This is a genomic window from Streptomyces sp. NPDC006012, from assembly GCF_042871185.1.
Taxonomy (GTDB): domain Bacteria; phylum Actinomycetota; class Actinomycetes; order Streptomycetales; family Streptomycetaceae; genus Streptomyces.
The window spans coordinates 544,673-570,542 of record NZ_JBIAIE010000001.1; the positions used below are offsets into that span (position 1 = coordinate 544,673).

A 25,870-nucleotide genomic window follows, 5' to 3' on the forward strand; every position below is an offset into this window, starting at 1 on the left:
CCGCGCGATCCGTACGAGCGCTGGGTGAAGGAGGCCGTCGTGAGACGAGTGCGCCCTGGGGCTGCGGCGTCCCGTGGTGCTCTGACGAGTGTCGCGGCCGGGGAGTCCTACGAGGAGCCGAAGGACCTGCCGCGCCTGTGGCACGTCACCCTCAGCGTCTGTGGCGACGAGGTGCCCCTGAAGGAGCTGCGCCGCGGCCTCGAACAGCTCGCCCACGACCATCCCTTCCTGCTGACCAGCAGATACGCGCCCGATCACGCCGAGATCCGCTACTGGGAGGAAGCCCGCGACCTGCACGACGCGGCGGCCGTGGCGCTGCGCCTGTGGGGCGAGCACCGCCAGACCGCGGGGCTGCCCCCGTGGGAGATCGTCGGCCTGGAGGTCATCGACCGCGAGACCTACCACCAGCGCATCTCGGAGGGCTACGGCCCGGCGCCGGCCACTCCGGTAGGGGTTCATCCCTTTTGATCCCGTCTTTTGATCCCGTCTCGCGGTGTGGAACGAGCGCGGTCCGGGCCCGGACCGCGCACTACCCTTCCTTCATGACCACGCTCTCCCCGTACGACGCCATGTCCCCGGTCGTCCAGGCCGCCTACCGGGCCCAGGCCGCTGCCGCCGACCTCGCGCCGCTGCCGCGCGCCGTGAAGGACGACGCGCTGCTCGCCATCGCGGACGCCCTGGAGGTACGGACCAGCGAGGTCGTCGAGGCCAACGCCAAGGACGTGGCCAAGGCACGCGAGGCCGGCACCAGCGAGGCGATCATCGACCGGCTGACCCTCACCCCCGAGCGGGTGCGTGCGATCGCCGCCGATGTGCGGGACGTCGTCGCACTGCCCGATCCGGTCGGCGAGGTCGTCCGCGGCTCCACCCTCCCCAACGGCATCGATCTGCGCCAGGTCCGCGTCCCGCTCGGCGTGGTCGGCATCATCTACGAGGCCCGCCCGAACGTCACCGTCGACGCCGCCGCCCTCTGCCTGAAGTCCGGCAACGCTGTCCTGCTGCGCGGCTCGGCCTCCGCCTACGCGTCGAACGCCGCCCTCGTCCGGGTGATCCGGGACGCCGTCGGCGGGGCCGGGCTGCCCGCCGACGCCGTGCAGCTGGTGCCCGGCGAGAGCCGCGAGAGCGTCCGCGAGCTGATGCGCGCCCGCGGCCTGGTCGACGTCCTCATCCCGCGCGGCGGCGCCTCCCTCATCCGGACGGTCGTCTCCGAGTCCACGGTTCCGGTCATCGAGACCGGCACCGGCAACTGCCACGTCTACGTCGACGCCGAGGCCGACCTCGACATGGCCGTCGAGATCCTGATCAACTCCAAGGCCCAGCGGGTCAGCGTCTGCAACGCCGCCGAGACCCTGCTCGTCCACCAGGACATCGCCGCCGCGTTCCTGCCGCGCGCCCTGGACGCCCTCGCCGAGGCCGGGGTCACGGTCCACGGCGACGAACGCACTCTGGCATATGCCAAGGAATCCAAGGCGACCGTCGTCGAGGCCACCCCGGAGGACTGGGAGACCGAGTACCTGTCCCACGACATCGCCGTCGGGATCGTGGACTCGCTGGACCAGGCCGTCGGGCACATCCGGCTGTGGAGCTCCCGCCACACGGAGGCGATCGTCACGACCTCGCAGCAGGCCGCCCGCCGCTTCACCCAGCTGGTCGACTCCACCACCGTCACCGTGAACGCCTCCACCCGCTTCACCGACGGCGGCCAGTTCGGCTTCGGCGCGGAGATCGGCATCTCCACGCAGAAGCTGCACGCGCGCGGCCCGATGGGCCTGCCGGAGCTGACCAGCACCAAGTACATCGTGACCGGCGACGGCCACGTACGCCGCTGACCGCGGAACCCGGCCTTGACACGTCCTCGGAGGGGTCGCCGCACCGGCTGACCCTCCGAGCGCCCGGGGCATCGGGGTGCCGGGGCGCAGGTCGCGGGGGTGTACGGAGGTGCGGGGCCGGCGGTATCGGGTCGGAGGCGCGTGCCGACCGAGGCATGTACCAGAGGGCCGTAGCGGGGCCGTGCCAGCGGAGCTGTACCAGCGGGGCCGTGCCAGTGGGGCCGCACTCGCGTGGGGCTCACCGCCGGGGCCGTCTCCCGGGGACGTGTTCCAGCAGGGGCGTACTTGCGGGCACGCACACTCGCGGGGTGTGAGCGGTCAGGTACCGGCGGCGCCGCTCGGGCCGGGGAGGCCGAGGGCGTCTCAGCAGATGGATGAATTTCCATACCGTCTGCCCAAATTGACCCCTCAGGTCTACTCTGGATTCGTGCCGGAGGACGTGGGGGGCACGCCGTTCCCTGACGGCTGGGAGCCCGACGACGACCACGACCACGGGGTGTCGGACGAAGAGTTCGCCTCCGTGGTGTTCGACGAGGGCTTCGTACGGGCGGCCGTGGTACACGAGCCGACCGCCGTCGAGCGCCTCCTCGCTGCCGCGCAGGCCAGAGCCGAGGCATCCGAGGCGGAAGCAGGCCGCGCACCCGCCAGAGGCGAGCGGTACGACGAGGCGTACGGCCCCGACGGGCCCGGTTTCGGCCACGACCGCGACCTCGACGACCTCGATGCCCTGGAGGGCCGCTACGGCGCCCTCGGATTCGGCAAGCACGTCCGCTGGCACCGCCCTGTCGCCTGGGTGCTCGCCGTGCTGATGGGCGTCGGCATGATCGCCCTGGCCTTCGCGGCGGTCTACCGCGGTGCCTCCTCGGGCAACCGCGAGCACCAGGTACCGGCACCCGCCTCCACCGGGCTCGGACAGGGCACGTCGGCTGCTCCTTCCGCGTCCGCCGAGTACTCCCAGCCGGCGGTCTCCGCGGTTCCCCGCACGCCCTGAGCGCCCGCGCACGCCCTGGGTGAGAACCTGTCAGAACTTGTCGTGTACCAGGGCGTTTACCCAAGCCCCCTGAGACCTACTCTGAAAGTATGGGCGGGCCAGGAGACCCACCTGAGGGGACACCCAAGGGCGCTCCCAGCGGTGGGGAAGACGAATACCGATCCGTCGTGTTCGACGAGTCGTTCGTGCGTGCTGCACGCCTTCAGGAGTCCTCCGCGCGGGAGCGCATGACCGACCACGCACCCGCCGTGCGCCGTCGCCCGCCCCTGCACCGCGGGCTGCTGTCCCGGCAGGCCCTGATTCTCGTCATGCTGATCGCCGTCGCCTTCGGCACCGCGATCTACATGGGCGTACGCCACCCCTACGGCACTTCCGACGCCCAGGAATCCGCGACCCCTCTGCGCATGACCGTCATCCCGCTCTCCCCGCAGGGCAAGGTGCCCGGCGCGACCGACGCCGAATATTTGTACGACCACAGCCCTGCGGCGCAGTTCGGCGTCGGTGCCGAGGGGATACCGCTGCCCGCCACCCGGCGCACCGAGCATTTCTCCGACAGCCAGGTGCTGACCGCACTGACCACGGCCAAGGACTACCTGGTCCACTCCTCGCTCTACCCCGAGGTGCTGGACGCCCGCCAGGTCCAGCCCGCCCGCATGCTGGTCGACCCCGACCAACTCGACCAGTTCGACCAGAGCTTCCAGCACCCCGCCGCGGACGGCAGGCACGCGCCCACCGGATGGCTGGTCCGCCTCGACCCCACCCGCGCCGAGCTGGCCGACCAGAAGATCCGGGTCCAGGGGTCCTTGCAGGTCATCGAGGCGGATTCGGCCACCCTGGAGGTCACCGCGGACCACACCTTCGTCTACGCGCTGAGGCCCGCCGGCTCCGGCGACAAGGCGCGGGTCTCCCTGTTCACGGTCCGCCGGGAGCTGACCTTCCGCTTCGACCAGAGCGACCTGCGTACCCGCCAGGTGCAGCTGATCACCTCCTCCGTGCAGGCGGGCCCGCTCTCCTGCGCCGAGGACTCCGCCGACCGGCTCCGCCCGGTCCTCGCCGGCCAGACCGCCGAGGCGGGCGGCCCGGCGAGCACGGACCCCTACGCGACGGGCGGCACGACGGCGCTGTGCGGACGGCTGGCCTCCGGGGCACAGCCGACACCGTGACCCCAGCCGGCGAGGGGCAACCGGCACCGCGACGGTGACGGGAGCTGCCGGCGCGGTGGTCACAGGATCTGTGGTGCTGACGCAAGCCGTCGGTGTGGTGGTGACGGGAGTGGCCGACGCGGTGGTCACAGGAGCCCCGACGGTGACGAAAACCGCTGCTGGGGTGGCGACGGGAGCTGTCGCTCCGGTGGTGACCGGAGCTGTCGCTGCGGTGGTGACGAAATCCGTCGCTGTGGTGGTGAACGGAGCTGTCGCTGTGGTGGCGGCGGGGTCAGTCGTCGGTCTCGCCGTCTCCGGGCGGCGGTGTGTCCTTGGGCCGCTGGTCCTTCGCGGGGCCGGTGAATCCGTCGAAGCCTCGCCGGACCCGGCCGCCCAGGTTCCCGGCGCCGCCCGCGATGTCCGAGACCAGCTTCATCAGCGGATCCTTGGAACTCTTCACATCGCCGGCGTAGCTGGCAGCGGACTCCTTGAACGAGTCGCTGACCGAAGCGTCCTTGTCCTCATTGCGTCGCGGATAGTGACCATCCATGATCCGCTGGTATTCGCGGGTCTCGGCCCACTTCTTCAGCTCGGCCGCGCGGACCGTGGTGAAGGGGTGGGAACGCGGCAGCACGTTCAGGATCTTCAGCACCGAGTCGCGCAGGTCGCCGCCCGCCTCGTACTCCTCGGCCTGCTTCAGGAACGCGTCCACGTTCATCTCGTGCAGATGGTTGCCACCGGCTATCTTCATCAGGCCCCGCATCGAGGACTGCAGGTCCTGCCCCACCAGGAGGCCGGCCCGGTCCGCCGACAGCTCCGACTTGCGGAACCACTCCCGCAGCGCGGTCACGATCGCCATGATCGCGAGATTGCCCAGCGGGATCCAGGCCACCTTGAGCGCGAGGGTGGTCAGGAACAGCAGGATCGTGCGGTACACCGAGTGCCCGGACAGGGCGTGCCCCACCTCGTGGCCGACGACCGCCCGCATCTCCTCCTCGTCGAGCAGCTCGACCAGGCCGGTGGTGACGACGATGATCGGCTCGTCCAGGCCGATGCACATCGCGTTCGGCTGCGGGTCCTGGTTCACATACATCGCCGGGACCTTCTCCAGGTCCAGGATGTAGCAGGCGTCGCGCAGCATGTCGTTCAGGTGCGCGAACTGCTGGTCCGAGACGCGCACCGAGTCGGACAGGAACAGCAGCCGCAGACTGCGCTCCGGAAGCAGCCCGCTGAGCGCCTTGAAGACCGTGTCGAAGCCGCTCAGCCGCCGCAGGGCCACCAGGGCGCTGCGGTCGGCGGGGTGCTCGTACGCACGCGAGGAGATCCCCGGGAAGCGCCTGCGCTGCCTGCTCGGCACGTGCTCGTGCCCATTGTGCTCATGGCCGCTGTCGGTCATGTCATCCCCCAAGTGCGTTGTGTGCCGATGAGCCCCCGAGGCAGGGCCCAGCCTAGGCGGAGATACCGTGGACGGGCAGTACAGCCGAAGGAGTCCACGTCATGGAGCACAACCCCGCAACCGTCCGGCTGGCCGAGGCCGCCGTCGCCGCACAACAGCACGGGACGGGGAATCTGCTCCGGATCGTCCTGGTGGTGATGGTGCTGGGATGTGTGCTGACCGCGTGGTTCCTGTTGCGTGGGTACAAACAGAAGGACGACTGAGCTCCAGGGAAGGTTCCCCCGGCATTCCCGGGTGAGCATCCGGGGCCGCCCTCCGCCATGCCCAATGGCGGAGTCGGCGTGATCGCCACGGCGGCAGCCCTCTACCATGAGCCGACATCTTTATCCCGCCCACACCGGATTGGTCCTGCCGAAGATGAGCATCCACACCACCGCAGTCCAGTTGGTCACCGTCGCCGCCGAGGGCGAGGAGCGCGGCGGAAACCACCCCAGCCTCAACCCGCTCGTGACCGGTGGCGGTGCGTTCCTCATCCTGCTGTTTCTGCTGTGGATCACCACCCGCTTCAACCGCGACCGCTGAGCCCGCCGGACGGCCCCACGGCCGTAGCCGGGGGTCTGCCGGGCGGGGCCCGGGGACCGGGCCGGTAGGGTCTGCACGCATGGGAGAGCAGGACATGCCTACCGGTCCGGCGTACGGCGCGGAGAACGGCAGGGTGAAGACCCCGCAGGACAGGCCGGGCGGTGGTCCCGCGCACACCGGCAAGCGCCGTCTCGGTGTGATGGGCGGAACCTTCGACCCGATCCACCACGGACACCTCGTGGCGGCCAGCGAGGTCGCCGCGCAGTTCCACCTCGACGAGGTGGTGTTCGTGCCCACCGGCCAGCCCTGGCAGAAGTCGTACCGGAAGGTCTCCCCGGCCGAGGACCGCTACCTGATGACGGTCATCGCGACGGCCGAGAACCCGCAGTTCTCGGTGAGCCGCATCGACATCGACCGCGGCGGCCCCACCTACACGGTGGACACCCTGCGTGACCTGCGCGCGCTCAACCCGGACACCGACCTCTTCTTCATCACCGGCGCCGACGCCCTCGCCCAGCTGCTGACCTGGCGCGACACCGAGGAACTGTTCTCCCTCGCACACTTCATCGGGGTGACCCGCCCCGGCCACCACCTGACCGACGCAGGGCTCCCGGAGGGCGGTGTCTCGCTCGTCGAAGTTCCCGCGCTGGCCATCTCCTCCACAGACTGCCGTGGCAGAGTCGCCAAGGGGGATCCCATCTGGTACATGGTGCCGGACGGAGTCGTGCGCTACATCGCCAAGCGCGAGCTGTACCGCGGCGAGTGAGCCGAGAGGGGCACCGGTGAACGACCGAAACGACCCGGGGTACGGGAGCGACCAGTACGAACTCGTCGGCTACGACGAGTACGGACGGCCCGTGTACCGTCAGATCCCGACGCAGCAGCCCCAGCAGCCGGCGTACGACCCGTACGCGCAGCAGGGCTACGGCTACGACCCGTACGCGACCGGACAGCAGCAGCGGCCCACGCCGGCGTACGACCCGTACGACACCGGCACGCAGCCCCAGGCTCCCTCCTACGGCTCCCAGGCGCCCGGCTACGACCCGTACGGCACCGGCACGCACGCCACCGGCGGCACGGCGCCCCACGACCCCTACGGGCAGGCGCCGGCCACCCAGCAGCCCCTGGTCGCCGAGCAGACCGCCCACATCCCGCAGCAGCCCGGCCCGGCCCAGGTGCCGGACGACGGCCCCGCCGCGCGTGAACGGGACTACCACACGGAGCAGTTCGCCTTCGTGGAGGAGCCGGACGGCGACTCCGAGGACGTCATCGACTGGCTGAAGTTCACGGAGAACCGCACCGAACGCCGCGAGGAGGCCCGCCGCCGCGCCCGCAGCCGTGTCGTCGCCCTGGTCGTCGTCCTCGCCCTGGTCGTGGTCGGCGGCGTCGGTTACCTCTGGTACGCCGGAATGCTGCCCGGCCTGCCCTCGTCGGGCGCCAAGGGCGGTACCTCGACGGCCGCCGGTGCCCAGAAGCGCCAGGTGATCGTCGTCCACCTGCACAACACCGCGAAGGGCGGCACCTCCACGGCGCTGCTCGTCGACAACAGCACGACCAAGCAGGGCACCACCGTCCTGCTGCCCAACTCGCTCTCCCTGTCCGACGATTCGGGCGGCGTGACGACCCTCGCCAAGTCGGTCGACGACGACGGCTCCGCCGGCACCCGCGACCAGCTCGACACCGTCCTCGGCACGAGCATCGAGGGCACCTGGCGGCTCGACACCCCCTATCTGCAGAACCTCGTCGAACTCGTCGGCAACATCGACGTCGACACCAACGCCGACGTCCCCGACCCGGACAGCAAGAAGAAGGGCACCGCCCCCCTCGTCCACCAGGGCAAGGACCAGACCCTCAGCGGCAAGGCGGCCGTCGCCTACGCCACTTATCGCGCCGCGGGCGAGTCCGACAACGCCCAGCTGGAGCGGTTCGGCCAGGTGCTCCAGGGCGTGCTGCGCAAGATTTCGTCCGACGCCGACGGCGCGACCGTCACCGTGCAGACGCTGGGGCAGATCATCGAGCCGCCGCTGTCCGACAAGAACCTCGGCGCCTTCCTCGCCAGGCTCGCCGACCTCGCCAAGGGCGGCGACTACAAGTCGGCCCTGCTGCCCGTGCAGTCGGACGGCACGCTGAGCGCCCAGACCAGCTCCGACGTCGTCAAGAACATCCTCGGCGGTACCGCGAAAAGCCCTGACCAGGGCTCCTCCCTCCGGGTCTCCGTGCAGAACGCGACCGGCGTCAAGGGCGACTCGGACAAGGCCCGTGTGGTCCTCCTCAACGGCGGCTTCACCTTCCTGGACGGCGGCACCGAGAGCAACACCCGGGCCACGTCGCAGGTGCTCTACTCGGACGCCTCCCACAAGGACGACGCCACCGAGGTCGCCAAGACCCTGGGGCTGTCCGACAGCGCCGTGGCGAAGGGCGCGGTCGGCTCGAACGCCGACGTCTCGGTGGTCCTCGGCCAGGACTACAAGCCGTCGTCCTCCTGACGGACGGCACCGGAAGGCGGTGCGGGCACCCCGGGTGATCCGATAATCACGTGGGGTGCCCCGGACGGTCCGTGAGACCCTTGATGGCGAGTGACCGCCGACGAGCTGTGCCGTGCGGGGGTCGCCCCGCGCCCCCGATCTCCACCCTCGACCGAAAGCTACGTAGTGACCGCCACCGACCGTTCCCTCGAACTCGTCAACACCGCTGCCCAGGCAGCCGCCGACAAGCTCGCCCACGATGTCATCGCCTACGACGTGAGCGATGTGCTGTCGATCACGGACGCCTTCCTGCTGGCCTCCGCGCCCAACGACCGCCAGGTCAAGTCGATCGTCGACGAGATCGAGGAGCGGCTCCAGAAGGAGCTCGGCGCCAAGCCGGTGCGCCGGGAAGGAGACCGCGAGGCCCGCTGGATCCTGCTGGACTACGTCGACATCGTCGTCCACGTCCAGCACAGCGAGGAGCGCGTCTTCTACGCCCTGGAGCGGCTGTGGAAGGACTGCCCCGAGATCGAGCTGCCGGCCGACGCCAAGGCCACCCGGGGCAAGGCCGAGGAGCATGCCCGGCAGCAGGCCGCCGAGGACACGGCCGAAGCGCAGGGCGAGTGGCGGTGAGCGCCACCGGCGAGGTGACCGACCGTGTCGGCCGGGGGCGGCGCATCATCCTGTGGCGGCACGGCCAGACCGCCTGGAACGTGGAACGCCGCTTCCAGGGCACCACGGACGTCGAGCTGACCGCGGCCGGCATCGGCCAGGCCCGCCGCGCCGCCCGGCTGCTCGCCTCGCTGGGGCCCGACACGATCGTCGCCTCGGACCTCCGACGGGCCACGGACACCGCCGCCGAACTGTCCGCGCTCACCGGCCTCCACGTCACCCGGGACGAGGCGCTGCGGGAGACCTACGCGGGCGTCTGGCAGGGACTGACGCACAAGGAGATCATCGCCCGCCACGGCGAGGAGTACGCCGCCTGGAAGCGCGGTGAGCCGGTCCGCCGCGGCGGCGGCGAACTGGAGACCGAGGTCGCCGACCGGGCGGCCCCGGTCGTGCTGCGGCATGCCGAGAAGCTGTCCGAGGACGGCACCCTCGTGGTGGTCAGCCACGGCGGCACCATCCGCACCACCATCGGGCGCCTCCTCGGCCTGGACGCCCGGCACTGGGAGAGTCTCGGCGGTCTCTCCAACTGCTGCTGGTCCGTTCTCGGCGAAGGCGCCCGTGGCTGGCGCCTTCTGGAACACAACGCGGGCACCCTCCCGGAACCCGTCCTGGGCGACGACACCTGAGCCCGTCCGGAGCCGGGACATGGATTTCACTTTCCGGCAGGTCACAGGCTAAAGTTCTTCTTGTTCGCCCCGCCGAGCGGGACGGACACCATGCGGCTCGACCGCGTGGCGCAAGGGGCTATAGCTCAGTTGGTAGAGCGCCTGCATGGCATGCAGGAGGTCAGGAGTTCAATTCTCCTTAGCTCCACTGATCGGCACTCTGTTGAGTTGTCAAAGATCGGTGATGAGGATCCCGTCCCATTCAAGGGGCGGGATTTTCTTCTTTCCACGTACGGATGATTCCGGCGGCCCCCTCGCCCGTCGGCGGCCACAGCCGCTGTCTGCGCTCCCTCAGCAACGCGATCTTCCCGCACACCTCGTCGCTCTCCGGTATGCAGGCCACGATCCGGCCTCCGGCATCCCGTCGAGCGACAGCGACAGCGACAGCGACTGCGAGAGGGACAGTGGGCGCGACTTCATCCGCAGCTCACCGGCGGGCTTGTGACGGAACGTCTTCACCCGCGGTCCCGGTGGTGTGCCACGACGCCGCTCGCCCGCAACCCGGCGAAGTACGGACTGGCCGCCGCGAGGGCGCGTATGAACTCCTCCCAGGCAGGCTCGCCGACCTGTCTGCCGTAGTCGGACGGGAACGCGGCCACGATGAGCGGTAGTTCGCGTTCCTGGTGCCCCTTTGGCCCGCCCGCGCGTGTGAGCCCTTCCTGCTCCCTGGTGAAGCACACCTCTGCCCGGCGGCACAGGCGACCCCAGCTCGGTTCGGCGGTGTACTCCCGCCCACTCCATGATCACCTCACGCGTCGTCATGCGCCGCGTCATACCTTCCCCCGTCATTCCTTCCCCCGTCCTTTCGAGTCGTACCTCACATCACATCGTCGGCGCCCGACCTGTCCGATGCCTGGTGCCGGCAGTACCGGCAACGGCGGGCTCTCGGCACCCGAACCTGCGTGTCACCAGGCTCGACGGCATGACGACGACATCCGGCCTGCATCGGGTCCGCACCCGTTTCGAGCCCTGCGGAAAGTGAACCACCCGCCACTGACAACGGCCCCCGGCTGACCGGCGCGGTGGTCTTCGGCGCCCTGTTCCTGAACCCGCTTGAGCCGTTGGGAGCCCGGGGGTGTGGACCTCTGCGGAGGCGCTTTCGGCGTGCATGCGGGCGCCGGCCGGGACGGCTGCGGGTGCTGCCGTGTCCGGACTGGTACTGAGGCGTCGCTGACCGTATTGGCCTGGCCGTGGCAGAATCAAACCGCTGGAAGGGGGCGCGGCCCGACGGGAGGGAGTAGCGATGCCTGAGAGCATCCTCGAGGAGGTCGGCCACCTCCTCGACGCGGCGTTGATACGGGACACGGCCGCCCGGCTCAGCTGCCCCTCCTGCGGTTCCGCACATGTGGCCCAAGTCCTGGGCGACAACGGCGGGATCTCGTACGTGTGCACGGCCTGCGGCCGCAGCTGGAGCTGATCGATGGGTGCACACCGGCGAAAGTGCGATTGGTGCGGGCATGGCACGCCGATCGTCCGTGACATGGAGCCGATCAATCCGGACTACCAGTACTGGTGCGAGGAATGCGCGCGGGCGCTGATCATAAAGGGCGATCCCATCGAGACGTACCGCGAACTGGAGGGTGAACCGATCTACGGCCGCCTCCTGGAGGAGCACTGCACCCTCAAGCGGTTCTATTCGTTCGTCACCGCCTGACCGGCCGGCGCCGGGCTCCGCAGCAACGTCCGGCGATCGCGGTGTCCGGCGAGCACGAGGAAAAGCAGTCCGCACGCCCCGTAGAGGGCCGACAGCGTCAATTCGGTGCCTCCCTGATGCAGTTCGGGCCGCCCGCTGCCGTGCGGTACCCACCACAGGGCGTACGAACAGAACACGGTTGCGCAGCCCACGGCCGTCGCACGGTGGCCGTGACTCCACAGCACCACCACCAGGGGCACGCACCACACCCAGTGGTGCGACCACGACACGGGGCTGATCAGCAGCGCCGTCACCGCGCAGGCGACCACCGCCCATGAGCGGCGGCCCTCCAGCTCCGCTGTGACCGCCACCCACAGTCCTGCGACGGCCGCCAGGACAGCCAGCAGGGCCCAGAGGCCACCCGGCTCCGCGTTGTGCAGCAGCCGGGCCAGAACGCCCCGCAGGGCCTGGTTGGCGGTGTCCTCGGCGTGACCCACCCGGCTCGTGCGGAACATCATGTCGGTCCAGAAGCGCCACGAGTCGTACGGCAGGACGGCCGCCGCCAGCAGGGTCGCGCCGGCGAAGGCGACGACCGCCCCGCGCGCGTGCCGCAGCCACGGTCCTCCGTCGCCGCCCCTGCAGCGCGCCACGACCCCGGTGGCGATCAGGAAGACGACGAACAGCGCGGGTGTCAGCTTGACGGCGGCGGCCAGCCCGAGACCGGCGCCCGCGCAGCGCTTCGGGCCACCGGGGGAGCGGTGGGAGAGGTCCCACAGCACCAGGACGGCGAGCAGCAGATTGATCTGTCCGTAGCGCAGCGTCGTCCAGACCGGTTCGCACCACACGGCCGCCGCGGCGAACCACCAGACGCTCTCCACGCGCGCGTGCCCGACGAGTCTCAATGACAGCCGTACCAACACCACCAGGAGGAGCAGATTTCCCACTGTGGCCAGGACGCGCAGCTGGGCGGCCCCCGGCAGGCTCAGCGGCGTGAACACCAGGGCCGCGAACGGCGGGTACGTGGTCGGCAGTCCGGCCGTGGTCGCCCGCAGGGCGTACAGATCGCCTCCCGCGCGTACGGTCGCTCCCTCGGCCCGGTACACCAGCAGGTCGATCATCGACACGTGTGCGGCGCGTTGCGCGATCCAGAACGCGGCGAAGGAGACCAGGCACGCCCCCAGGGCGACCGGCACACGACGACGGGTTCCGAGGGGCGCGATCGCGATCATGAAGGGCGACAATAGCTGCCGTATCGCCGCAGAAGGGAAACGGTTTGGTGCTGCACCCCGTCGACCGTGTAATGTTGGCGTCGCCGCCGGGGAGATCGGGCGGCACGGTCGGCAAGCGGGTTCGCTGCATGACCGCGAGGGGCTATAGCTCAGTTGGTAGAGCGCCTGCATGGCATGCAGGAGGTCAGGAGTTCAATTCTCCTTAGCTCCACAGAATGAGAAAGCGGATCATCCGGATGGATGGTTCGCTTTCCGCTTGTGCGGGGCCGGTGTCCCGCGGTGGCGGGTGTTACGCGAAGTGACTTTTCCATGTGATTCAGTGCTTGTCGTGTCGACCAGGCGTACGGAAACCCGTCGCGGCTTGCTCAAAGGCTGCGGTAGTCTGTCGCCATGCGTGCCGTACGCCTTCTGCTTAGTGGGCCGCGCTGATCAGTCCCGACCGCCGGTGAATCCCGTGGTCGGCATCGGCGCGGCGTCCCCTCCTGTGTGAGGGGATTTTTCGTTTCCGCAGGCAGAGACGACCTATGGAGCTTTGAGGATCATGAGCGAGACGAACCCCGCCGCTTCCGCCACGTCGGCGGAGGTGGCGCCGAACCGCTACACGGCTGCCATGGCCGCCGAGATCGAGGCACGCTGGCAGGACTTCTGGGACGCCGAGGGCACGTATGCCGCGCCGAACCCCAAGGGTGATCTGGCCGGCGACCCCGCAACGGTCGCCGAACCCAAGAAGTTCATCATGGACATGTTCCCGTACCCCTCCGGTGCGGGTCTGCACGTCGGCCACCCCCTGGGCTACATCGCCACCGACGTCTTCGCCCGGTTCCAGCGGATGACCGGCCACAACGTCCTGCACACCCTGGGCTTCGACGCCTTCGGCCTGCCCGCGGAGCAGTACGCCGTGCAGACCGGCACGCACCCGCGCGTGTCCACCGAGGCCAACATCGAGAACATGAAGGCCCAGCTGCGCCGGCTGGGCCTGGGCCACGACAAGCGCCGGTCCTTCGCCACGATCGACCCGGACTACTACAAGTGGACCCAGTGGATCTTCCTGCAGATCTTCAATTCCTGGTACGACGACGAAGCCGGCAAGGCCCGCCCGATCTCCCAGCTGATCGCCCAGTTCGAGTCCGGTGAGCGGGCCGTACCGGGCCGCACGCGCGCGTGGCACGAGCTGACCGCCGCCGAGCGCGCCGACGTCCTGGGCGACTTCCGCCTGGCCTACGCCTCCGACGCGCCCGTCAACTGGTGCCCCGGCCTGGGCACCGTGCTGGCCAACGAGGAGGTCACCGCCGACGGCCGCTCCGAGCGTGGCAACTTCCCGGTCTTCAAGGCCAAGCTGCGGCAGTGGAACATGCGCATCACCGCGTACGCCGACCGGCTGCTGACGGACCTGGACGAGCTGGACTGGCCCGAGGCCATCAAGCTGCAGCAGCGCAACTGGATCGGCCGTTCCGAGGGCGCCCGCGTCGACTTCCCGATCGACGGCGAGCACATCACGGTCTTCACCACCCGCCAGGACACCCTGTTCGGCGCCACCTACATGGTGCTGGCCCCCGAGCACCCGCTGGTCGAGAAGTTCACCCCGGCGGTCTGGCCCGAGGGCACTCACACCGTGTGGACCGGCGGCCACGCCGCGCCCGCCGACGCCGTCGCCGCCTACCGTGCGCAGGCCGCCGCGAAGTCGGACGTGGAGCGCCAGGCCGAGGCCAAGGACAAGACCGGTGTCTTCACCGGCGCCTTCGCCACCAACCCGGTCAATGGCGAGAAGATCCCCGTCTTCATCGCCGACTACGTCCTGATGGGCTACGGCACCGGCGCGATCATGGCGGTCCCGGCGCACGACACTCGTGACTTCGCCTTCGCGCGCGCCTTCGAGCTGCCGATCCGGTGCGTCGTCGAGCCGTCCGACGGCCGCGACACCGACACGTCGACCTGGGACGACGCCTTCGCCTCGTACGACGCGAAGATCGTCAACTCCTCCGGTGAGGACGTGCAGCTGGACGGCCTGGGCGTCGTCGACGCCAAGGCGCGCATCACCGAGTGGCTGGAGCGCAAGGGCATCGGCGAGGGCACCGTCAACTTCCGGCTGCGTGACTGGCTGTTCAGCCGCCAGCGCTACTGGGGCGAGCCCTTCCCGATCGTCTACGACGAGGACGGCACCGCCCACGCGCTGCCGGAGTCGATGCTGCCGCTGGAGCTGCCGGAGGTCGAGGACTACAGCCCGCGCACCTTCGACCCGGACGACGCCGACACCCAGCCCGAGACGCCGCTGTCGCGCAACGAGGAATGGGTCAACGTCACCCTGGACCTGGGCGACGGGCCGAAGAAGTACCGCCGCGAGACCAACACCATGCCCAACTGGGCCGGTTCCTGCTGGTACGAGCTGCGCTACCTGGACCCGCACAACGACCGGCAGCTGGTCGACCCCGAGGTCGAGCGGTACTGGATGGGCCCGCGCGAGGGCATGCCGCACGGCGGCGTCGACCTGTACGTCGGCGGTGCCGAGCACGCCGTACTGCACCTGCTGTACGCCCGCTTCTGGTCCAAGGTCCTGTACGACCTGGGGCACGTCTCCTCCGCGGAGCCGTTCCACAAGCTGTTCAACCAGGGCATGATCCAGGCGTACGTCTACCGCGACAGCCGCGGCATCGCGGTGGCCGCCGCCGAGGTGGAGGAGCGTGACGGCGCCTATTACCACCAGGGCGAGAAGGTCACCCGCCTGCTGGGCAAGATGGGCAAGTCCCTGAAGAACGCGGTGACGCCCGACGAGATCTGCGCCGAGTACGGAGCCGACACGCTGCGTCTGTACGAGATGGCGATGGGCCCCCTGGACGTGTCCCGGCCGTGGGACACACGCGCGGTGGTCGGCCAGTTCCGGCTGCTGCAGCGGCTGTGGCGCAACATCGTCGACGAGACGACCGGCGAGGTCACCGTCTCCGACGCGGAACCCGACGAGGAGACGCTGCGCGCCCTGCACAAGGCGATCGACGGCGTCCGTCAGGACCTGGAGGGCCTGCGCTTCAACACCGCCATCGCCAAGGTCACGGAGCTGAACAACCACCTGACCAAAGCGTACGGGGGAGGGCCAGCAGGGTCCTCGACGGAGGCCGGCGGCGGGCGGCGGGGCGATACGGTGCCGCGGCCGGTCGCCGAGGCGCTGGTGCTGCTGATCGCGCCGCTGGCCCCGCACATCGCCGAGGAGCTGTGGCACCGGCTGGGGCACACCGACACCGTCGTCCACCGGGACTTCCCGGTCGCCGACCCGGCGTATGTCGTCGACGAGACCGTGACCTGTGTCGTACAGGTCAAGGGCAAGGTCAAGGCCCGCCTGGAGGTCCCCCCGGGCATCTCCGAGCAGGAACTGGAGAAGGTGGCGCTGGCCGACGAGAAGGTCGTCGCCGCCCTGGACGGCGCCGCCATCCGCAAGGTGATCGTGCGGGCACCCAAGCTGGTGAACATCGTCCCGGCGTAAGCGCGGGGACGGCTGGATGCATGCGTGGGGACGCCGTCTCCGGGGCGTCCCCTACGGGCAGGTTCGGGGTTTGTCTGGAACCCCGGGCCTGCCTGTTGCGTTTACCGTGGAGGAGCGGGGCGGGTCGCTTCGTGAGGTCGGAGGAGGAGCGTCGTGGAAGCAGTGATCGCAGTGTTCGCCGTGCTCTTTCTGCTCTGCGTCCTTCTGGGCGGCTACATCATGATCAAAGTGATCGGCGCGGCCAAGCGGGGCGTCGACCGTACGGTCACACAGGCCCGCCGCACGGTCGAGGACCACACACTGCGTGCGAAGTCCTTCGCCCAGCCGGGCCCGGTCGGCGAGGTCGCCAAGCTCCGGCTCGACCTGCGCACCTCGATGCGGGCCACGCAGGACACGCTGCACGCGGGCGTGGCGGAGGACACGGCGCTGCGGGAATCGCTCGGTCTCTTCGAGCGGCTGAGCGCGCACGGGCAAGAGCTGGACCGCGAGCTCAAACGCCTGGAGTCGGAGCCGGATCGGGCCACGCTCGCCGCGCGGCTGCCCGAACTGCGCAAGCGCACCGAGCGGATCACCAAGTCCGCGGACGCGCTGCGCTGGGCCGCCGTCGACCGCGCGCAGCGCTTCGGCGAAGACGAGTTGGACGCGCTGAGCGCGCAGATCGACGTCGAGGCGGGCGCCCTGCGGCACTGGCAGCGCGACGAGCCGACACCTCCCGCGGCTTCCCCGGCCCCGCCGGGACAGTCCGAACCCGCGTCATTCGCGTCGCCCCCGTGGCCCGAAGCCCCCACGGGCGACGGCTCGCACGGCCCGCAGGCCTGGCCCCGGACTGAGCGGTCCGAGCCCGCGGGGGAACAGCCCCGCCCCGCCATCAGTCCGCCCGGCCGGCGTCCTGCCTACCCGTGGCAGAAGAAGCCACGGCCCGAGAGCACCAGCTGATTTCACCGGCTCCGGCGCAGGTGTGAGGGGGCGGGCTGCAATGCGGGCTATACGCCAGGTAACCTCCAGCTCATGTCCTGCCATGTCGCGATCGTCACCGATTCAACGGCCTACCTGCCGCCCCGGATGATGGAGCGGCACGGCATCACCGCGGTGCCCCTGACCGTGGTCCTCGGCGACCAGGCTCTCGAAGAGGGCACCGAGATCTCGACCCGCTCCCTGGCCCAGGCGCTGCAGAAACGTCGCCCCGTCACCACCTCCCGCCCCAGCCCGTCGACGTTCGCGGCGACCTATCGCGCGGTCGCCGAGTCCGGTGCCACGGGGATCGTCTCGCTGCACCTCTCCGCCGAGTTGTCGGGTACGTACGATGCCGCGGTCGTCGCGGCCCGCGAGGCTCCGGTACCGGTGCGCGTGGTGGACACCGGGATGGTCGCGATGGCCCTCGGCTTCTGCGCGCTCGCCGCCGCCGAGACAGCGGAGTCGGGCGGCACGATGGACGAGGCCGTCATGGCGGTCGAGAAAAGGGCCGCGGGCACCTCCGCCTACTTCTATGTCGACACACTCGACTATCTGCGCCGTGGCGGCCGCATCGGCACCGCGGCGGCCCTGCTGGGCTCCGCCCTCGCGGTGAAACCGCTGCTGCAACTGGAAGACGGCCGAATCGAACTGCTGGAGAAGGTGCGCACGGCATCGAAGGCGATCGCCCGCCTGGAGGAGATCGTCGTCGAGCGGGTGGGCGGGGCCGAGGCCGACATCGCCGTTCACCATCTCGCCGCACCCGACCGGGCTTCGGCCCTCGCCGAACGGCTGCGGGCACGGGCACCGGGGCTGGCCGACGTGCATGTCAGCGAGGTCGGAGCGGTGATCGGCGCGCACACCGGGCCCGGACTGCTCGGCGCCGTCGTCTCGCCGAGGTGACGTGGGTTCGCGGGGCCGGCCAACCTGCGTCTTTCGTGGTCTGTAGCTGTAGCTGTAGCTGTAGCTGTAGCTGTAGCTGTAGCTGTAGCTGTAGCTGTAGCTGTAGCCGCGCCGTGGCTGGCTGTGCCCTCGTGTGGGTGACGGAGTTTTCCACAACCGGTGGGTAATCCCCGGGAATTGAGCAAGATCATCGCGAACTGGTGGAATGCCCGATGCTCGTCGCATGCCACTTCGATCACACTCACGCATCACGACGGCTCCGACCAGCGGCCCGGGCCGCTACGCGCGCCGACGGCATACACGGGCGGTGGAACTGCGCCGCCGCGCGGAACTCCTCTTCGGCGAACGCGCTGAGGAAGACGGGACACGGACGGAAGGGTGGGAGCCGGGCGTAGACCGGCAGCCGGGCCGGCCCCGGGGACCGGGTGGACGCCGGAAGGCGTTTGCAGGCCCGGAGCCGAGCGAGCGCGGGGAGTCGATTGCACCTGGGGAGTCGGGCCACGGACCGCCAGGTGCACGGCCTCGTGTCCCTGCCTCGACGGTGACAGGCAGGGCGTTCGGAACAGCACCCGGACTGAGCCCGGCGCGGCCGACGGCCACCGTCGCGCGGCCACGGCCGACGGCCGCGCCGCCGAAGCCCGATGCCCCGCAGGGGAAGGACACCTCACGCGCGGATCACGCGGATAGGGCGTATCACGCCGATCACGCGGATCGCTTGGATCACGTGAATCACCCAGATGGCTCCGATGGTGCGGATCGCCCGGACGGGTCAGCCGCGCCGGGCCGGCGGGAGCGCGCCGGGATCGCCCTGCGGGAGCGGATGCCGTTGTGGCTGCAGGCCAGGTGCGGTCTGGAGCAACGGGGTGTGATCGCGCTCGCGGTGCTGCTCGCCGCAGCCGCAGTGTTCGCCGTGCAGCACTTCTGGACCGGTCGCACCCAGCCCGTACGCGCGCCGGAAGTGGTACGGGCGCAGGCGCCGTTCGCTGTGGAGGGCAAGGGCGGGGAGGGCGAGCGGAGCGAGGAGAGTGAGGCGGGCGGGAGGGCCGGTACGGGCGGTGGCTCGGGGCCGGGGGCTTTGGTCGGAGCTGTTCAGGGGAGCGTGGGCGCGGAGATCGTGGTCGACGTCAGCGGAAAGGTCCGCAAGCCCGGGATCCATCGGCTGCCCGCGGGGTCACGGGTCGTCGACGCTTTGGGTGCAGCGGGCGGAGTGCGCCCGGGCACGGAGACTGACGGTCTCAACCGGGCCCGCTTCCTGGTGGACGGCGAGCAGATCGTCGTCGGCGCTCCTGGGGCTGCGGCCGGAAACGGATTCGGCGGGGCGGCCGGATCCGGCTCTGCGGGCACGGCGGCGGGAGCGGGTGGACCGGCGGCCCCGGTCTCGCTGAACACGGCCACCGTGGACCAACTCGACACCCTGCCCGGGGTGGGGCCCGTGCTGGCCCGGCACATCGTCGACTACCGCACCCAGCACGGCGGATTCCGTTCCGTCGACGAACTCCGTGAGGTCAACGGCATCGGTGACCGGCGCTTCTCCGACCTGAGGAATCTGGTACGGCCATGAACCGTGAGCCCAGCGCCCTGGATCCCGCTGTTCCTGAGCCGACCGCTCCCGAGGCCGCGGCTCTTGAGCCCACCACCTCTGAGACGGCCGTCTCTGAGTCCACCGTCTCTGGGCCCAGTGCCTCTCAGCACACCGCCTCCCAGCACACCGCCTCTGAGTCCACGCTGCCCGATGCCACAGTGCCTGAAGGCGTCGACGGCCGACCCGTCACCGTCGTCGCCTCCATGAACGCGCCGTCCGACCGCTCTGCCGTCCACGCGCCGTCCACCCGCCCTGCCGTCCACGCGGCGTCCGGACATCGGCTCGGCGACGCGCACCCCCGCCAGGAGGGGCCGACGGATCTGCGCCTCGTGCCGCCCGCGCTCGCGGCCTGGGCGACGGCCGCGGTCACGCTGGACACCTCACTGACGTGGACTGCCGCAGTCGCGGCGGGGGCACTGATCGTGGCGGTCCTGCTGCTCCTGACCCGTGGGGGCCGGGCCGGCCGAAACCGTGCGAAAGGGCGGGCGACGGGCCCGCCCACGGAATCCCCGCAGCCGGCGAGCCCGCCCGGGTGGTTCACCTGGCCGCGGACCTCGGTCGCCGCCGTACTGCTGTGCGTGGCCGCGGCGGCTGTGTCCGCCGGGCTGCACGGGGCGGACACCCACCGGGGACCGGTGCCGGAGCTGGCCCGCCGCTACGCGACGGTGACCGTGGAGGTTCGGCTCGGCTCCGACCCCTGGCTCAGCAGACCACGGGTGAGAGGCGACCACACCGCTCCGACAGCCGTGCTGGCTCGCGCCGAGGTACGGCGCGTGGAGCGGACCGATGGGACGGCCATGACGACCCGGGCGCCGGTGCTGATGATCGTGGACGCGGACGTCCCGGCACCGGCGCGGACGGACGGTCCGGCGCTCGGACGTGCCTCCGGCAGCGGTCCGCGCAGTGCGCGTTCGGCCTGGCTGGGCCTGCTGCCCTCCACCCGGCTGCAGGTGACTGCACGGCTGGCCCCCGCGCTGGCGGGCGGCGATGACTTGGCCGCCGTGCTACGGGTCACGGAGGCGAAAGCGCCGGAGGTCGTGGGTGAGCCGAACGGACCACAGCGGCTGGCGGGCCGGCTGCGGGCCGGACTGCGTACGGCAACCGAAGGGCTGTCCGCCGACGCGCGGGCGTTGCTGCCCGGACTGGTCGTCGGGGACACCTCTCGTATCACCGCCGAACTGGACGAAGCGTTCAAGGAAACGGATCTGGCGCACACGCTGGCCGTTTCCGGAAGCAACCTCACCATCCTGCTCGTCCTGCTCGTCGGACCGCCAGGCCTGGCGGCGCACGTCGAACGCCGCGGACTCGCGCCCCGCCTCGGGCTCTCGCTGCGGAGCACGGCACTGCTCGCGGGGACGCTCACGCTCGGCTTCGTCGTCGTGTGCCGCCCCGATCCGAGCGTGCTGCGAGCGGCGGCCTGCGGCGCCGTGGCGCTGCTGGCCCTGGCCACCGGACGCCGCCGGTCCCTGATCCCCGCGCTGGCGACGGCCGTACTGCTGCTGGTCCTCTACGACCCGTGGCTGGCCCGCAGCTACGGATTCCTGCTGTCGGTGCTGGCCACCGGTGCGTTGCTGGTGCTCGCGCCCGGGTGGAGCGAGGCGCTGCGCAGGCACGGGGTGCCGCGGCGGGCGGCGGAGGCCTTGGCCGCGGCCGCCGCTGCGCAGGCCGTGTGCGCGCCGGTCATCGCCGTGCTGTCGGCACGGGTGAGTCTGGTGGCGGTGCCGTGCAACCTGCTCGCCGAGATCGCCATCGCCCCGGCCACGGTGCTTGGATTCGCGGCGCTGGCCACCGCGCCGCTGGCGATGCCCGTGGCCAAGGCACTCGCCTGGTGTGCGAGTTGGCCGGCCGACTGGATCGCGCGGGTCGCCCGGACCGGGGCCGCGTTGCCCGGTGGGGGAGTGGACTGGCCGGGCAGTTGGGCGGGGGCGCTGCTGCTCGCCGCGGTCACGACGACCGTTGTGCTGATCGGACGGCGGCTGCTGAGGCGCCCGTGGTGGTGCGGTGTCTGCCTGCTGCTGCTCCTGCTGCTGGTGATACGGCCGGCGCCGCTCACCCGGGTGATCACGGGCTGGCCGCCGTCCGGCTGGCGGTACGCGATGTGTGACGTCGGGCAAGGGGACGCGACGGTGCTCGCGGTGGGCGAGGGCAGTGGGGTGGTCGTGGACGCGGGCCCCGACCCGAACCTGGTCGACCGTTGTCTGCGGGACCTCGGCATCACCCGTGTCCCGCTCCTGCTGATCACCCATTTCCACGCCGACCACGTGGCCGGACTGCCCGGTGTGCTGCGCGGGCGCTCCGTGGCCGCGATCGAGACGACAGGCTTCGAAGAACCTGCGGAACAGGCAGAGTTCGTGAGGAGGGAAGCGGCGCGCAGACATGTCCCGGTGACCCGCGCCGTCGCGGGAGAACGGCGGCGCACCGGTCCGCTGAGCTGGCAGGTGCTGTGGCCGCCGCCGCGCCCGGGACCGGAACCGGACGGGCCGAACGATGCGAGCGTCACGTTGCTCGTCCGGTCGGCCGGGCTGCGACTGCTCCTGCTCGGCGACTTGGAACCACCGGCCCAGCAGGCGCTGTCCAGGTCTCCGGCGGTGGCCGGGCTGGCCCGGGTGGACGTGCTCAAGGTCGCTCACCACGGCTCGGCCTACCAGGACCCGGAGTTGATACGGCTCGTGGCACCACGGGTGGCGCTGGTCTCGTGCGGCGTGGACAACCCGTACGGCCATCCGGCGCCCAGTACCGTGGCGGCGCTGCGGGCGACGGGGGCGGTGGTGCTGCGCACGGACCGGGACGGTTCGCTCGCGGTCGCCGGATCGGGCGAGTCAGGTGGGGAGTTACGGGTGACGCGTGACTGAGGGCTGGACACCCCGCGAGCCGTGCCCGCGTCGGGCCCGTGCCGCGCCTTCACCTGTCGTCCGTGGAGGAGTGCCCGGGTGACACGGTCGGTGATGGTCGGCGCGTGGGCACGCTGCCGAGGCCAGGTCGGCTGGGCACCGGTACGTTGCTGGGGACGGGCAGGCCGGCTGGGCACCGGCACGCCGCCGAGGACGGGCACGCCGTGAAGACGGGCATGCCGTCAAAGACGGGCACGCCGCGGGGCACCGGCAGGCCACCCAAGACTGGTACGCCGCCCAGGGCTGGTACGTCGCCCAAGACTGGTACGCCGCCCAGGGCTGGCCCGCTGTCGAGGGTGGTTGGGGTGGTCGTACGCAAGCGATCGACGGTCATCGCAGGGTGGCGAGGGCAAGGACGAGGGAGGCGGTGATGAGCCCGAGGTAGCCGGTCGGGAAGGCGATGTTGTGGTACACGCGACTGCGGACGTGTGCGGCGATGGCGCCGAGGAAGAACAGCACGAGCCCCACCGCGGCTGCGAGGCCGAGGGGCCGGGCGCCCAGGAGCCCGAGCAGGAGTCCGGCAGCCCCGGCGGCCTTGGCCGTGGCGAGCCAGGGGAGCCAGGACTGCGGAAGCCCCACCTCGGCCGAGTTGGCCAGGACGAACCCGGCCCGCAGCAGGTCCGTGACGACGATCCCGGCGTTGGCCGCGACGGTGATGACGGTGACGATCACATAGGCGGTGACCATGGACCTCCCCTTTCGGCCGGGCGCGTCGAGGGCGGGCGCGGGGCGGCTGCCGTTTCCCCTGTGAAAAGCCTTGCCGATCCTCGGTTTGGCGTCCAATACCTGCATCTATAACCTGAAAGCATGGATGTGGACACCCGGCTGCTGCGTTCCTTCGTCGCGGTGGCGGAGACAGGGAGTCTGACCCGTGCGGCAGAGCGTCTGTTCCTCTCCCAACCGGCGCTGACCAAGCAGATCAAGCAGTTGGAGGCGAGGCTCGGGGTGCGGCTGTTCACCCGGTCCCGGTCCGGGATGGCCCTCACCGATCCGGGCCGGGTCCTGGCGGAGCGGACGCCTGCCCTGCTGGCCGACTGGGACCGATTGCTGCGCGAGACGAAGGGGGCGGCCGACCGGGCGGCCCGTGTGCTGAGGGTCGGCTTCCTGGCCAGTGCAGCCAACGAGGCGACCCAGCGCATCGTCGTGGAGTTCGGCCGGCGCCGGCCGGGCTGGCGGGCCGACATGCGGCAGGCCGCCTGGTCGAACCCGACCGCCGGGCTTGCCGACGGCGACACCGATGCCGCCCTGCTGCGGTTGCCCTTCCCCGGCCAGGAGGTGCTGCGAGTGGCAGTGCTGTTCAGCGAGCCACGCTGGATCGCCCTGCCGGCGGGACACCGTTTCGCCGCACGTGACCTGATTCCGTTCCGAGACCTGTGGGACGAACCGTTCGTGGCGGCGCCACCCGAGTCGGGGGCCTGGCGGGACTACTGGCTGGCCGCAGATGAACGCGAGGGCCACCCGGTCCGCATCGGCGCCGTCACCGACCTGCCCGACGACTGGCTGAGCGCGATCGCCAACGGCTACGGCATCGCCCTCGCCCCCGAATCCGCCGCCCGGTACTACGCCCGCCCCGGCATCGTCTACCGCCCTGTCAGCGGTGTCAGCCCCAGCCGGGTCGGTGTCGCGTGGGCGCCCGCCGGCGACACCGACCCCGTGGTTCAGGACTTCGTGAGGTCCTGTCTGACCGCTGTATCCCCGCAAGCCGGGACCGGAGCCAAGGCGGGGATCGAAGGTCTGATCGAAGCTGGGGCGGAGGCCGGGGCCGAGAACGAGGCTGAGCCCGGGGTCAGGGCCAAGCCTGGGACCAGGCATGAGCCCAGGGCCAAGGCCGACCCCAGGGGCAGGACCAGTTCCGGCACCGAGCCCAGGACCGAGCCCAAGGCCAGGACCGAGCCCAGGACCAAGCGCGAGCCCGAGGCCAAGCCTGACGTGTGACCGTGCATCCGGCCGGACCGCGCGGCGGCAAGGTGATGCGGAGTCGGACGCGGATGCGGATGCGGATGCGGACAAAGAGACGGACGTAGAGGCAGAGGCGTCCAGCAGTGCGGTTTGATGTCCGGGCCCGGGCCCCGATTCCCGCAACAGCGCGGCCCCTGCTCTGTGCTGACCAGGTGAAATGGAATCCGTGCGACCAATTCCATCGACAGACGGCAGGTAGCTGCTACTCGTACGTAGTCCCATCACATGCGCTGGATTCCAGTGATCTGGGCCCGTGTTGCCTGGAATGCCGCATCGGTGATCGAATGTATCTTCGGTAATTGGAGATGTTGTGGAGTACAGGGGGATCTTGGATGTTCGGCCGTTTGCTGGGAAACCGAACGAAGCGGGGGCATAGGGCGAGTCCGCTCGCGGCGATCCAGACTCCGCCCGACGCCGGGGTGCTCAGCTGCCGGGTGCTCGACCCGGTCAACGGGCCGGTCCCACAGGCGGAGTTCGCGGTCACCGATGCCATGGGGCGCACGCTGGTCACCGGCGGCACCGACCCCTACGGGTCGTTCATGACGACGGTGCCGGCCGGCGAGTACCGGCTCGCGGTCTCGGCCGACGGCTACACGCCCTACCGGGCGACCACGCTGGTCAGCGAGAACGCGCTGGCCTCGCTGGGCGATGTGATCCTCCAGGTCGCCCAGCCGCCGGACCTGCCGGTGCCGGGTGACTGGGAGATCGAGCCGACGCATTCCTCGATCGCCTTCACCGCGCGGCACATCGGGCTGGCCCGGGTCCACGGACGGTTCAACACCTTCGCTGGGGCGGTGCGGATCGCCGATCCGGTGGAGCAGTCCGCGATGCACGTGGTGATCGACGCGGCGTCCATCGACACGAACGTACGGATGCGCGACGACCACCTGCGCTCGGCGGACTTCCTGGACGTGCAGCGCTTTCCGACGCTTGAGTTCTACAGCGAGCGGTGTGTGCACCGGGGCGGCAGCCGGTGGGCCGTCACCGGCGCGCTGTCGCTGCACGGGGTGACGCGTACGGTCACGCTCGACACGGAGTACCTCGGGCTCGGCAACGGGATGGAGGGCGAGACGCGCGCCGCCTGCCGGGCCACCACGGAACTGCGCCGGGACGACTTCACCGTGAGCTGGCAGACGATGCTGGCCCGGGGCATCGCCGTGGTCGGGCCGAGCATCCAGATCGACCTCGATGTGCAGCTCGTGCCCAAGAGCTGACGTGCGGGCCGGTCGTCCGGCACCGTCGCGCCACCGGACAATGGCTCCGTGAGCGATGTGAGACATGTGCTGGTGCTGCCCGACCGCGATGCCGCGCAGGAGGTGGCGGAAGCGCTCGGGGAGCGGTTCGGTGTCGTGGAGGAGCCGCAGCTGGTGCGCGACGCGCTGGCCGGTGAGGACGATGCCGAGGACGCGCAGTGGCTCGTCGTCCTGCGGGACGAGGAGGAGCGGCTGGACCCGGCGGAACTGGACGCGCTGGCGGGGGAGTGGGAGGGCTGGCGGGAGGAACCCTAG

At 70.7% G+C, this 25,870-nt stretch carries 23 protein-coding genes, 2 tRNA genes and 1 pseudogene; 22 read left to right on the forward strand and 4 right to left on the reverse strand.

Features of this window, described 5'->3' with window-relative positions; genetic code table 11:
- Window positions 1-39: 39 nt before the first annotated feature.
- The 4 genes from ACFYPJ_RS02300 to ACFYPJ_RS02315 all read left to right on the forward strand — a co-directional run bounded on the left by ACFYPJ_RS02300 (window position 40) and on the right by ACFYPJ_RS02315 (window position 3,983).
- Entirely contained in the window at window positions 40-468 is a 429-nt protein-coding gene (locus tag ACFYPJ_RS02300) for a hypothetical protein (RefSeq protein WP_389009104.1), read from the forward strand.
- 74 nt (window positions 469-542) lie between these two features.
- Window positions 543-1,829: a glutamate-5-semialdehyde dehydrogenase gene (locus ACFYPJ_RS02305; protein ID WP_389009107.1), complete on the forward strand. Its 1,287-nt coding sequence runs from the start codon at window positions 543-545 to the stop codon at window positions 1,827-1,829.
- 370 nt (window positions 1,830-2,199) lie between these two features.
- Entirely contained in the window at window positions 2,200-2,820 is a 621-nt protein-coding gene (locus ACFYPJ_RS02310; RefSeq protein ID WP_389009110.1) for a hypothetical protein, read from the forward strand.
- An 89-nt stretch (window positions 2,821-2,909) separates the two neighbouring features.
- Window positions 2,910-3,983 (forward strand): hypothetical protein, encoded by a 1,074-nt coding sequence (locus tag ACFYPJ_RS02315; protein ID WP_389009112.1) that lies wholly within the window; start codon window positions 2,910-2,912, stop codon window positions 3,981-3,983.
- Between the two features lie 271 nt (window positions 3,984-4,254).
- Here the strand turns inward: ACFYPJ_RS02315 and ACFYPJ_RS02320 are convergent, their stop codons facing one another.
- Window positions 4,255-5,358, reverse strand: coding sequence for a M48 family metallopeptidase (locus tag ACFYPJ_RS02320; protein ID WP_389009115.1), 1,104 nt, complete (start codon window positions 5,356-5,358; stop codon window positions 4,255-4,257).
- 101 nt (window positions 5,359-5,459) lie between these two features.
- Here ACFYPJ_RS02320 and ACFYPJ_RS02325 point away from each other — a divergent pair, with 101 nt between their 5' ends.
- From ACFYPJ_RS02325 to ACFYPJ_RS02355, 7 genes are all read left to right on the forward strand, one after another.
- Entirely contained in the window at window positions 5,460-5,621 is a 162-nt protein-coding gene (locus ACFYPJ_RS02325; RefSeq protein WP_389009118.1) for a hypothetical protein, read from the forward strand.
- 106 nt (window positions 5,622-5,727) lie between these two features.
- Entirely contained in the window at window positions 5,728-5,940 is a 213-nt protein-coding gene (locus ACFYPJ_RS02330; protein WP_389010165.1) for a hypothetical protein, read from the forward strand.
- Window positions 5,941-6,019: 79 nt separating this feature from the next.
- Window positions 6,020-6,706, forward strand: a complete 687-nt coding sequence (nadD, locus tag ACFYPJ_RS02335; RefSeq protein ID WP_389009120.1) for a nicotinate-nucleotide adenylyltransferase — start codon at window positions 6,020-6,022, stop codon at window positions 6,704-6,706.
- 16 nt (window positions 6,707-6,722) lie between these two features.
- Window positions 6,723-8,426 carry a LytR C-terminal domain-containing protein gene (locus tag ACFYPJ_RS02340; protein ID WP_389009123.1) on the forward strand — a complete coding sequence of 568 codons (1,704 nt, stop codon included), beginning with the start codon at window positions 6,723-6,725 and terminating at the stop codon, window positions 8,424-8,426.
- 165 nt (window positions 8,427-8,591) lie between these two features.
- On the forward strand, window positions 8,592-9,038 hold the full coding sequence (rsfS, locus tag ACFYPJ_RS02345) for a ribosome silencing factor (protein WP_389009126.1): 447 nt from the start codon (window positions 8,592-8,594) through the stop codon (window positions 9,036-9,038).
- Complete coding sequence (locus ACFYPJ_RS02350; protein ID WP_389009128.1) at window positions 9,029-9,703, forward strand: histidine phosphatase family protein; 675 nt, start codon at window positions 9,029-9,031, stop codon at window positions 9,701-9,703. The genes rsfS and ACFYPJ_RS02350 overlap by 10 nt, the downstream gene beginning before the upstream one ends.
- A gap of 114 nt (window positions 9,704-9,817) precedes the next feature.
- Window positions 9,818-9,890, forward strand: a tRNA-Ala gene (locus ACFYPJ_RS02355).
- A 307-nt stretch (window positions 9,891-10,197) separates the two neighbouring features.
- Here ACFYPJ_RS02355 and ACFYPJ_RS02360 read toward each other — a convergent pair.
- On the reverse strand, window positions 10,198-10,422 hold the full coding sequence (locus tag ACFYPJ_RS02360; protein WP_389009131.1) for a hypothetical protein: 225 nt from the start codon (window positions 10,420-10,422) through the stop codon (window positions 10,198-10,200).
- A 563-nt stretch (window positions 10,423-10,985) separates the two neighbouring features.
- Between ACFYPJ_RS02360 and ACFYPJ_RS02365 the strand changes: the two genes are divergently transcribed.
- Both ACFYPJ_RS02365 and ACFYPJ_RS02370 read left to right on the forward strand, forming a co-directional pair.
- The gene (locus ACFYPJ_RS02365; RefSeq protein ID WP_389009134.1) at window positions 10,986-11,159 is read left to right on the forward strand and encodes a hypothetical protein; all 174 of its coding nucleotides are present in this window, start codon (window positions 10,986-10,988) and stop codon (window positions 11,157-11,159) included.
- 3 nt (window positions 11,160-11,162) lie between these two features.
- A complete protein-coding gene (locus ACFYPJ_RS02370; RefSeq protein WP_376534373.1) occupies window positions 11,163-11,396 on the forward strand; it encodes a hypothetical protein in 234 nt (77 codons plus the stop codon).
- Here the strand turns inward: ACFYPJ_RS02370 and ACFYPJ_RS02375 are convergent.
- Complete coding sequence (locus tag ACFYPJ_RS02375; RefSeq protein ID WP_389009137.1) at window positions 11,375-12,604, reverse strand: glycosyltransferase 87 family protein; 1,230 nt, start codon at window positions 12,602-12,604, stop codon at window positions 11,375-11,377. The genes ACFYPJ_RS02370 and ACFYPJ_RS02375 overlap by 22 nt on opposite strands.
- 138 nt (window positions 12,605-12,742) lie before the next feature.
- Here ACFYPJ_RS02375 and ACFYPJ_RS02380 point away from each other — a divergent pair.
- The 6 genes from ACFYPJ_RS02380 to ACFYPJ_RS02405 all read left to right on the forward strand — a co-directional run bounded on the left by ACFYPJ_RS02380 (window position 12,743) and on the right by ACFYPJ_RS02405 (window position 22,364).
- Window positions 12,743-12,815: transfer RNA gene (locus tag ACFYPJ_RS02380), tRNA-Ala, on the forward strand.
- 330 nt (window positions 12,816-13,145) lie between these two features.
- Window positions 13,146-16,076, forward strand: a complete 2,931-nt coding sequence (leuS, locus tag ACFYPJ_RS02385; protein WP_389009139.1) for a leucine--tRNA ligase — start codon at window positions 13,146-13,148, stop codon at window positions 16,074-16,076.
- A 153-nt stretch (window positions 16,077-16,229) separates the two neighbouring features.
- A complete protein-coding gene (locus tag ACFYPJ_RS02390) occupies window positions 16,230-17,012 on the forward strand; it encodes a hypothetical protein (protein WP_389009142.1) in 783 nt (260 codons plus the stop codon).
- Between the two features lie 72 nt (window positions 17,013-17,084).
- Window positions 17,085-17,930, forward strand: coding sequence for a DegV family protein (locus ACFYPJ_RS02395; RefSeq protein WP_389009144.1), 846 nt, complete (start codon window positions 17,085-17,087; stop codon window positions 17,928-17,930).
- Between the two features lie 307 nt (window positions 17,931-18,237).
- Window positions 18,238-19,491: a helix-hairpin-helix domain-containing protein gene (locus ACFYPJ_RS02400; protein WP_389010108.1), complete on the forward strand. Its 1,254-nt coding sequence runs from the start codon at window positions 18,238-18,240 to the stop codon at window positions 19,489-19,491.
- Window positions 19,492-19,715: 224 nt separating this feature from the next.
- Complete coding sequence (locus tag ACFYPJ_RS02405; protein WP_389010111.1) at window positions 19,716-22,364, forward strand: ComEC/Rec2 family competence protein; 2,649 nt, start codon at window positions 19,716-19,718, stop codon at window positions 22,362-22,364.
- A 369-nt stretch (window positions 22,365-22,733) separates the two neighbouring features.
- Here the strand turns inward: ACFYPJ_RS02405 and ACFYPJ_RS02410 are convergent, their stop codons facing one another.
- Entirely contained in the window at window positions 22,734-23,090 is a 357-nt protein-coding gene (locus ACFYPJ_RS02410) for a DoxX family protein (RefSeq protein WP_389009147.1), read from the reverse strand.
- Window positions 23,091-23,210: 120 nt separating this feature from the next.
- On the opposite strand from ACFYPJ_RS02410, the pseudogene ACFYPJ_RS02415 reads away from it, so the two are divergent.
- The 3 genes and pseudogenes from ACFYPJ_RS02415 to ACFYPJ_RS02425 form a co-directional block, all read left to right on the forward strand.
- Window positions 23,211-24,083, forward strand: a pseudogene (locus tag ACFYPJ_RS02415) (LysR family transcriptional regulator); the annotation flags it as partial.
- Window positions 24,084-24,694: 611 nt separating this feature from the next.
- Window positions 24,695-25,576 (forward strand): YceI family protein, encoded by an 882-nt coding sequence (locus tag ACFYPJ_RS02420; RefSeq protein WP_389009150.1) that lies wholly within the window; start codon window positions 24,695-24,697, stop codon window positions 25,574-25,576.
- Window positions 25,577-25,624: 48 nt separating this feature from the next.
- Window positions 25,625-25,870 (forward strand): hypothetical protein, encoded by a 246-nt coding sequence (locus ACFYPJ_RS02425; RefSeq protein WP_389009152.1) that lies wholly within the window; start codon window positions 25,625-25,627, stop codon window positions 25,868-25,870.

Bases quoted from the DNA above. Each gene is read 5' to 3' on its own strand.
- ACFYPJ_RS02305 (WP_389009107.1), top strand. From the start codon at position 543: ATGACCACGCTCTCCCCGTACGACGCCATGTCCCCGGTCGTCCAGGCC.
- ACFYPJ_RS02310 (WP_389009110.1), top strand. From the start codon at position 2,200: ATGGATGAATTTCCATACCGTCTGCCCAAATTGACCCCTCAGGTCTAC.
- ACFYPJ_RS02315 (WP_389009112.1), top strand. From the start codon at position 2,910: ATGGGCGGGCCAGGAGACCCACCTGAGGGGACACCCAAGGGCGCTCCC.
- ACFYPJ_RS02320 (WP_389009115.1), bottom strand. From the start codon at position 5,358: ATGACCGACAGCGGCCATGAGCACAATGGGCACGAGCACGTGCCGAGC.
- ACFYPJ_RS02325 (WP_389009118.1), top strand. From the start codon at position 5,460: ATGGAGCACAACCCCGCAACCGTCCGGCTGGCCGAGGCCGCCGTCGCC.
- ACFYPJ_RS02330 (WP_389010165.1), top strand. From the start codon at position 5,728: ATGAGCCGACATCTTTATCCCGCCCACACCGGATTGGTCCTGCCGAAG.
- nadD (WP_389009120.1), top strand. From the start codon at position 6,020: ATGGGAGAGCAGGACATGCCTACCGGTCCGGCGTACGGCGCGGAGAAC.
- ACFYPJ_RS02365 (WP_389009134.1), top strand. From the start codon at position 10,986: ATGCCTGAGAGCATCCTCGAGGAGGTCGGCCACCTCCTCGACGCGGCG.
- ACFYPJ_RS02370 (WP_376534373.1), top strand. From the start codon at position 11,163: ATGGGTGCACACCGGCGAAAGTGCGATTGGTGCGGGCATGGCACGCCG.
- ACFYPJ_RS02375 (WP_389009137.1), bottom strand. From the start codon at position 12,604: ATGATCGCGATCGCGCCCCTCGGAACCCGTCGTCGTGTGCCGGTCGCC.
- leuS (WP_389009139.1), top strand. From the start codon at position 13,146: ATGAGCGAGACGAACCCCGCCGCTTCCGCCACGTCGGCGGAGGTGGCG.
- ACFYPJ_RS02395 (WP_389009144.1), top strand. From the start codon at position 17,085: ATGTCCTGCCATGTCGCGATCGTCACCGATTCAACGGCCTACCTGCCG.
- ACFYPJ_RS02405 (WP_389010111.1), top strand. From the start codon at position 19,716: ATGAACGCGCCGTCCGACCGCTCTGCCGTCCACGCGCCGTCCACCCGC.
- ACFYPJ_RS02410 (WP_389009147.1), bottom strand. From the start codon at position 23,090: ATGGTCACCGCCTATGTGATCGTCACCGTCATCACCGTCGCGGCCAAC.
- ACFYPJ_RS02420 (WP_389009150.1), top strand. From the start codon at position 24,695: ATGTTCGGCCGTTTGCTGGGAAACCGAACGAAGCGGGGGCATAGGGCG.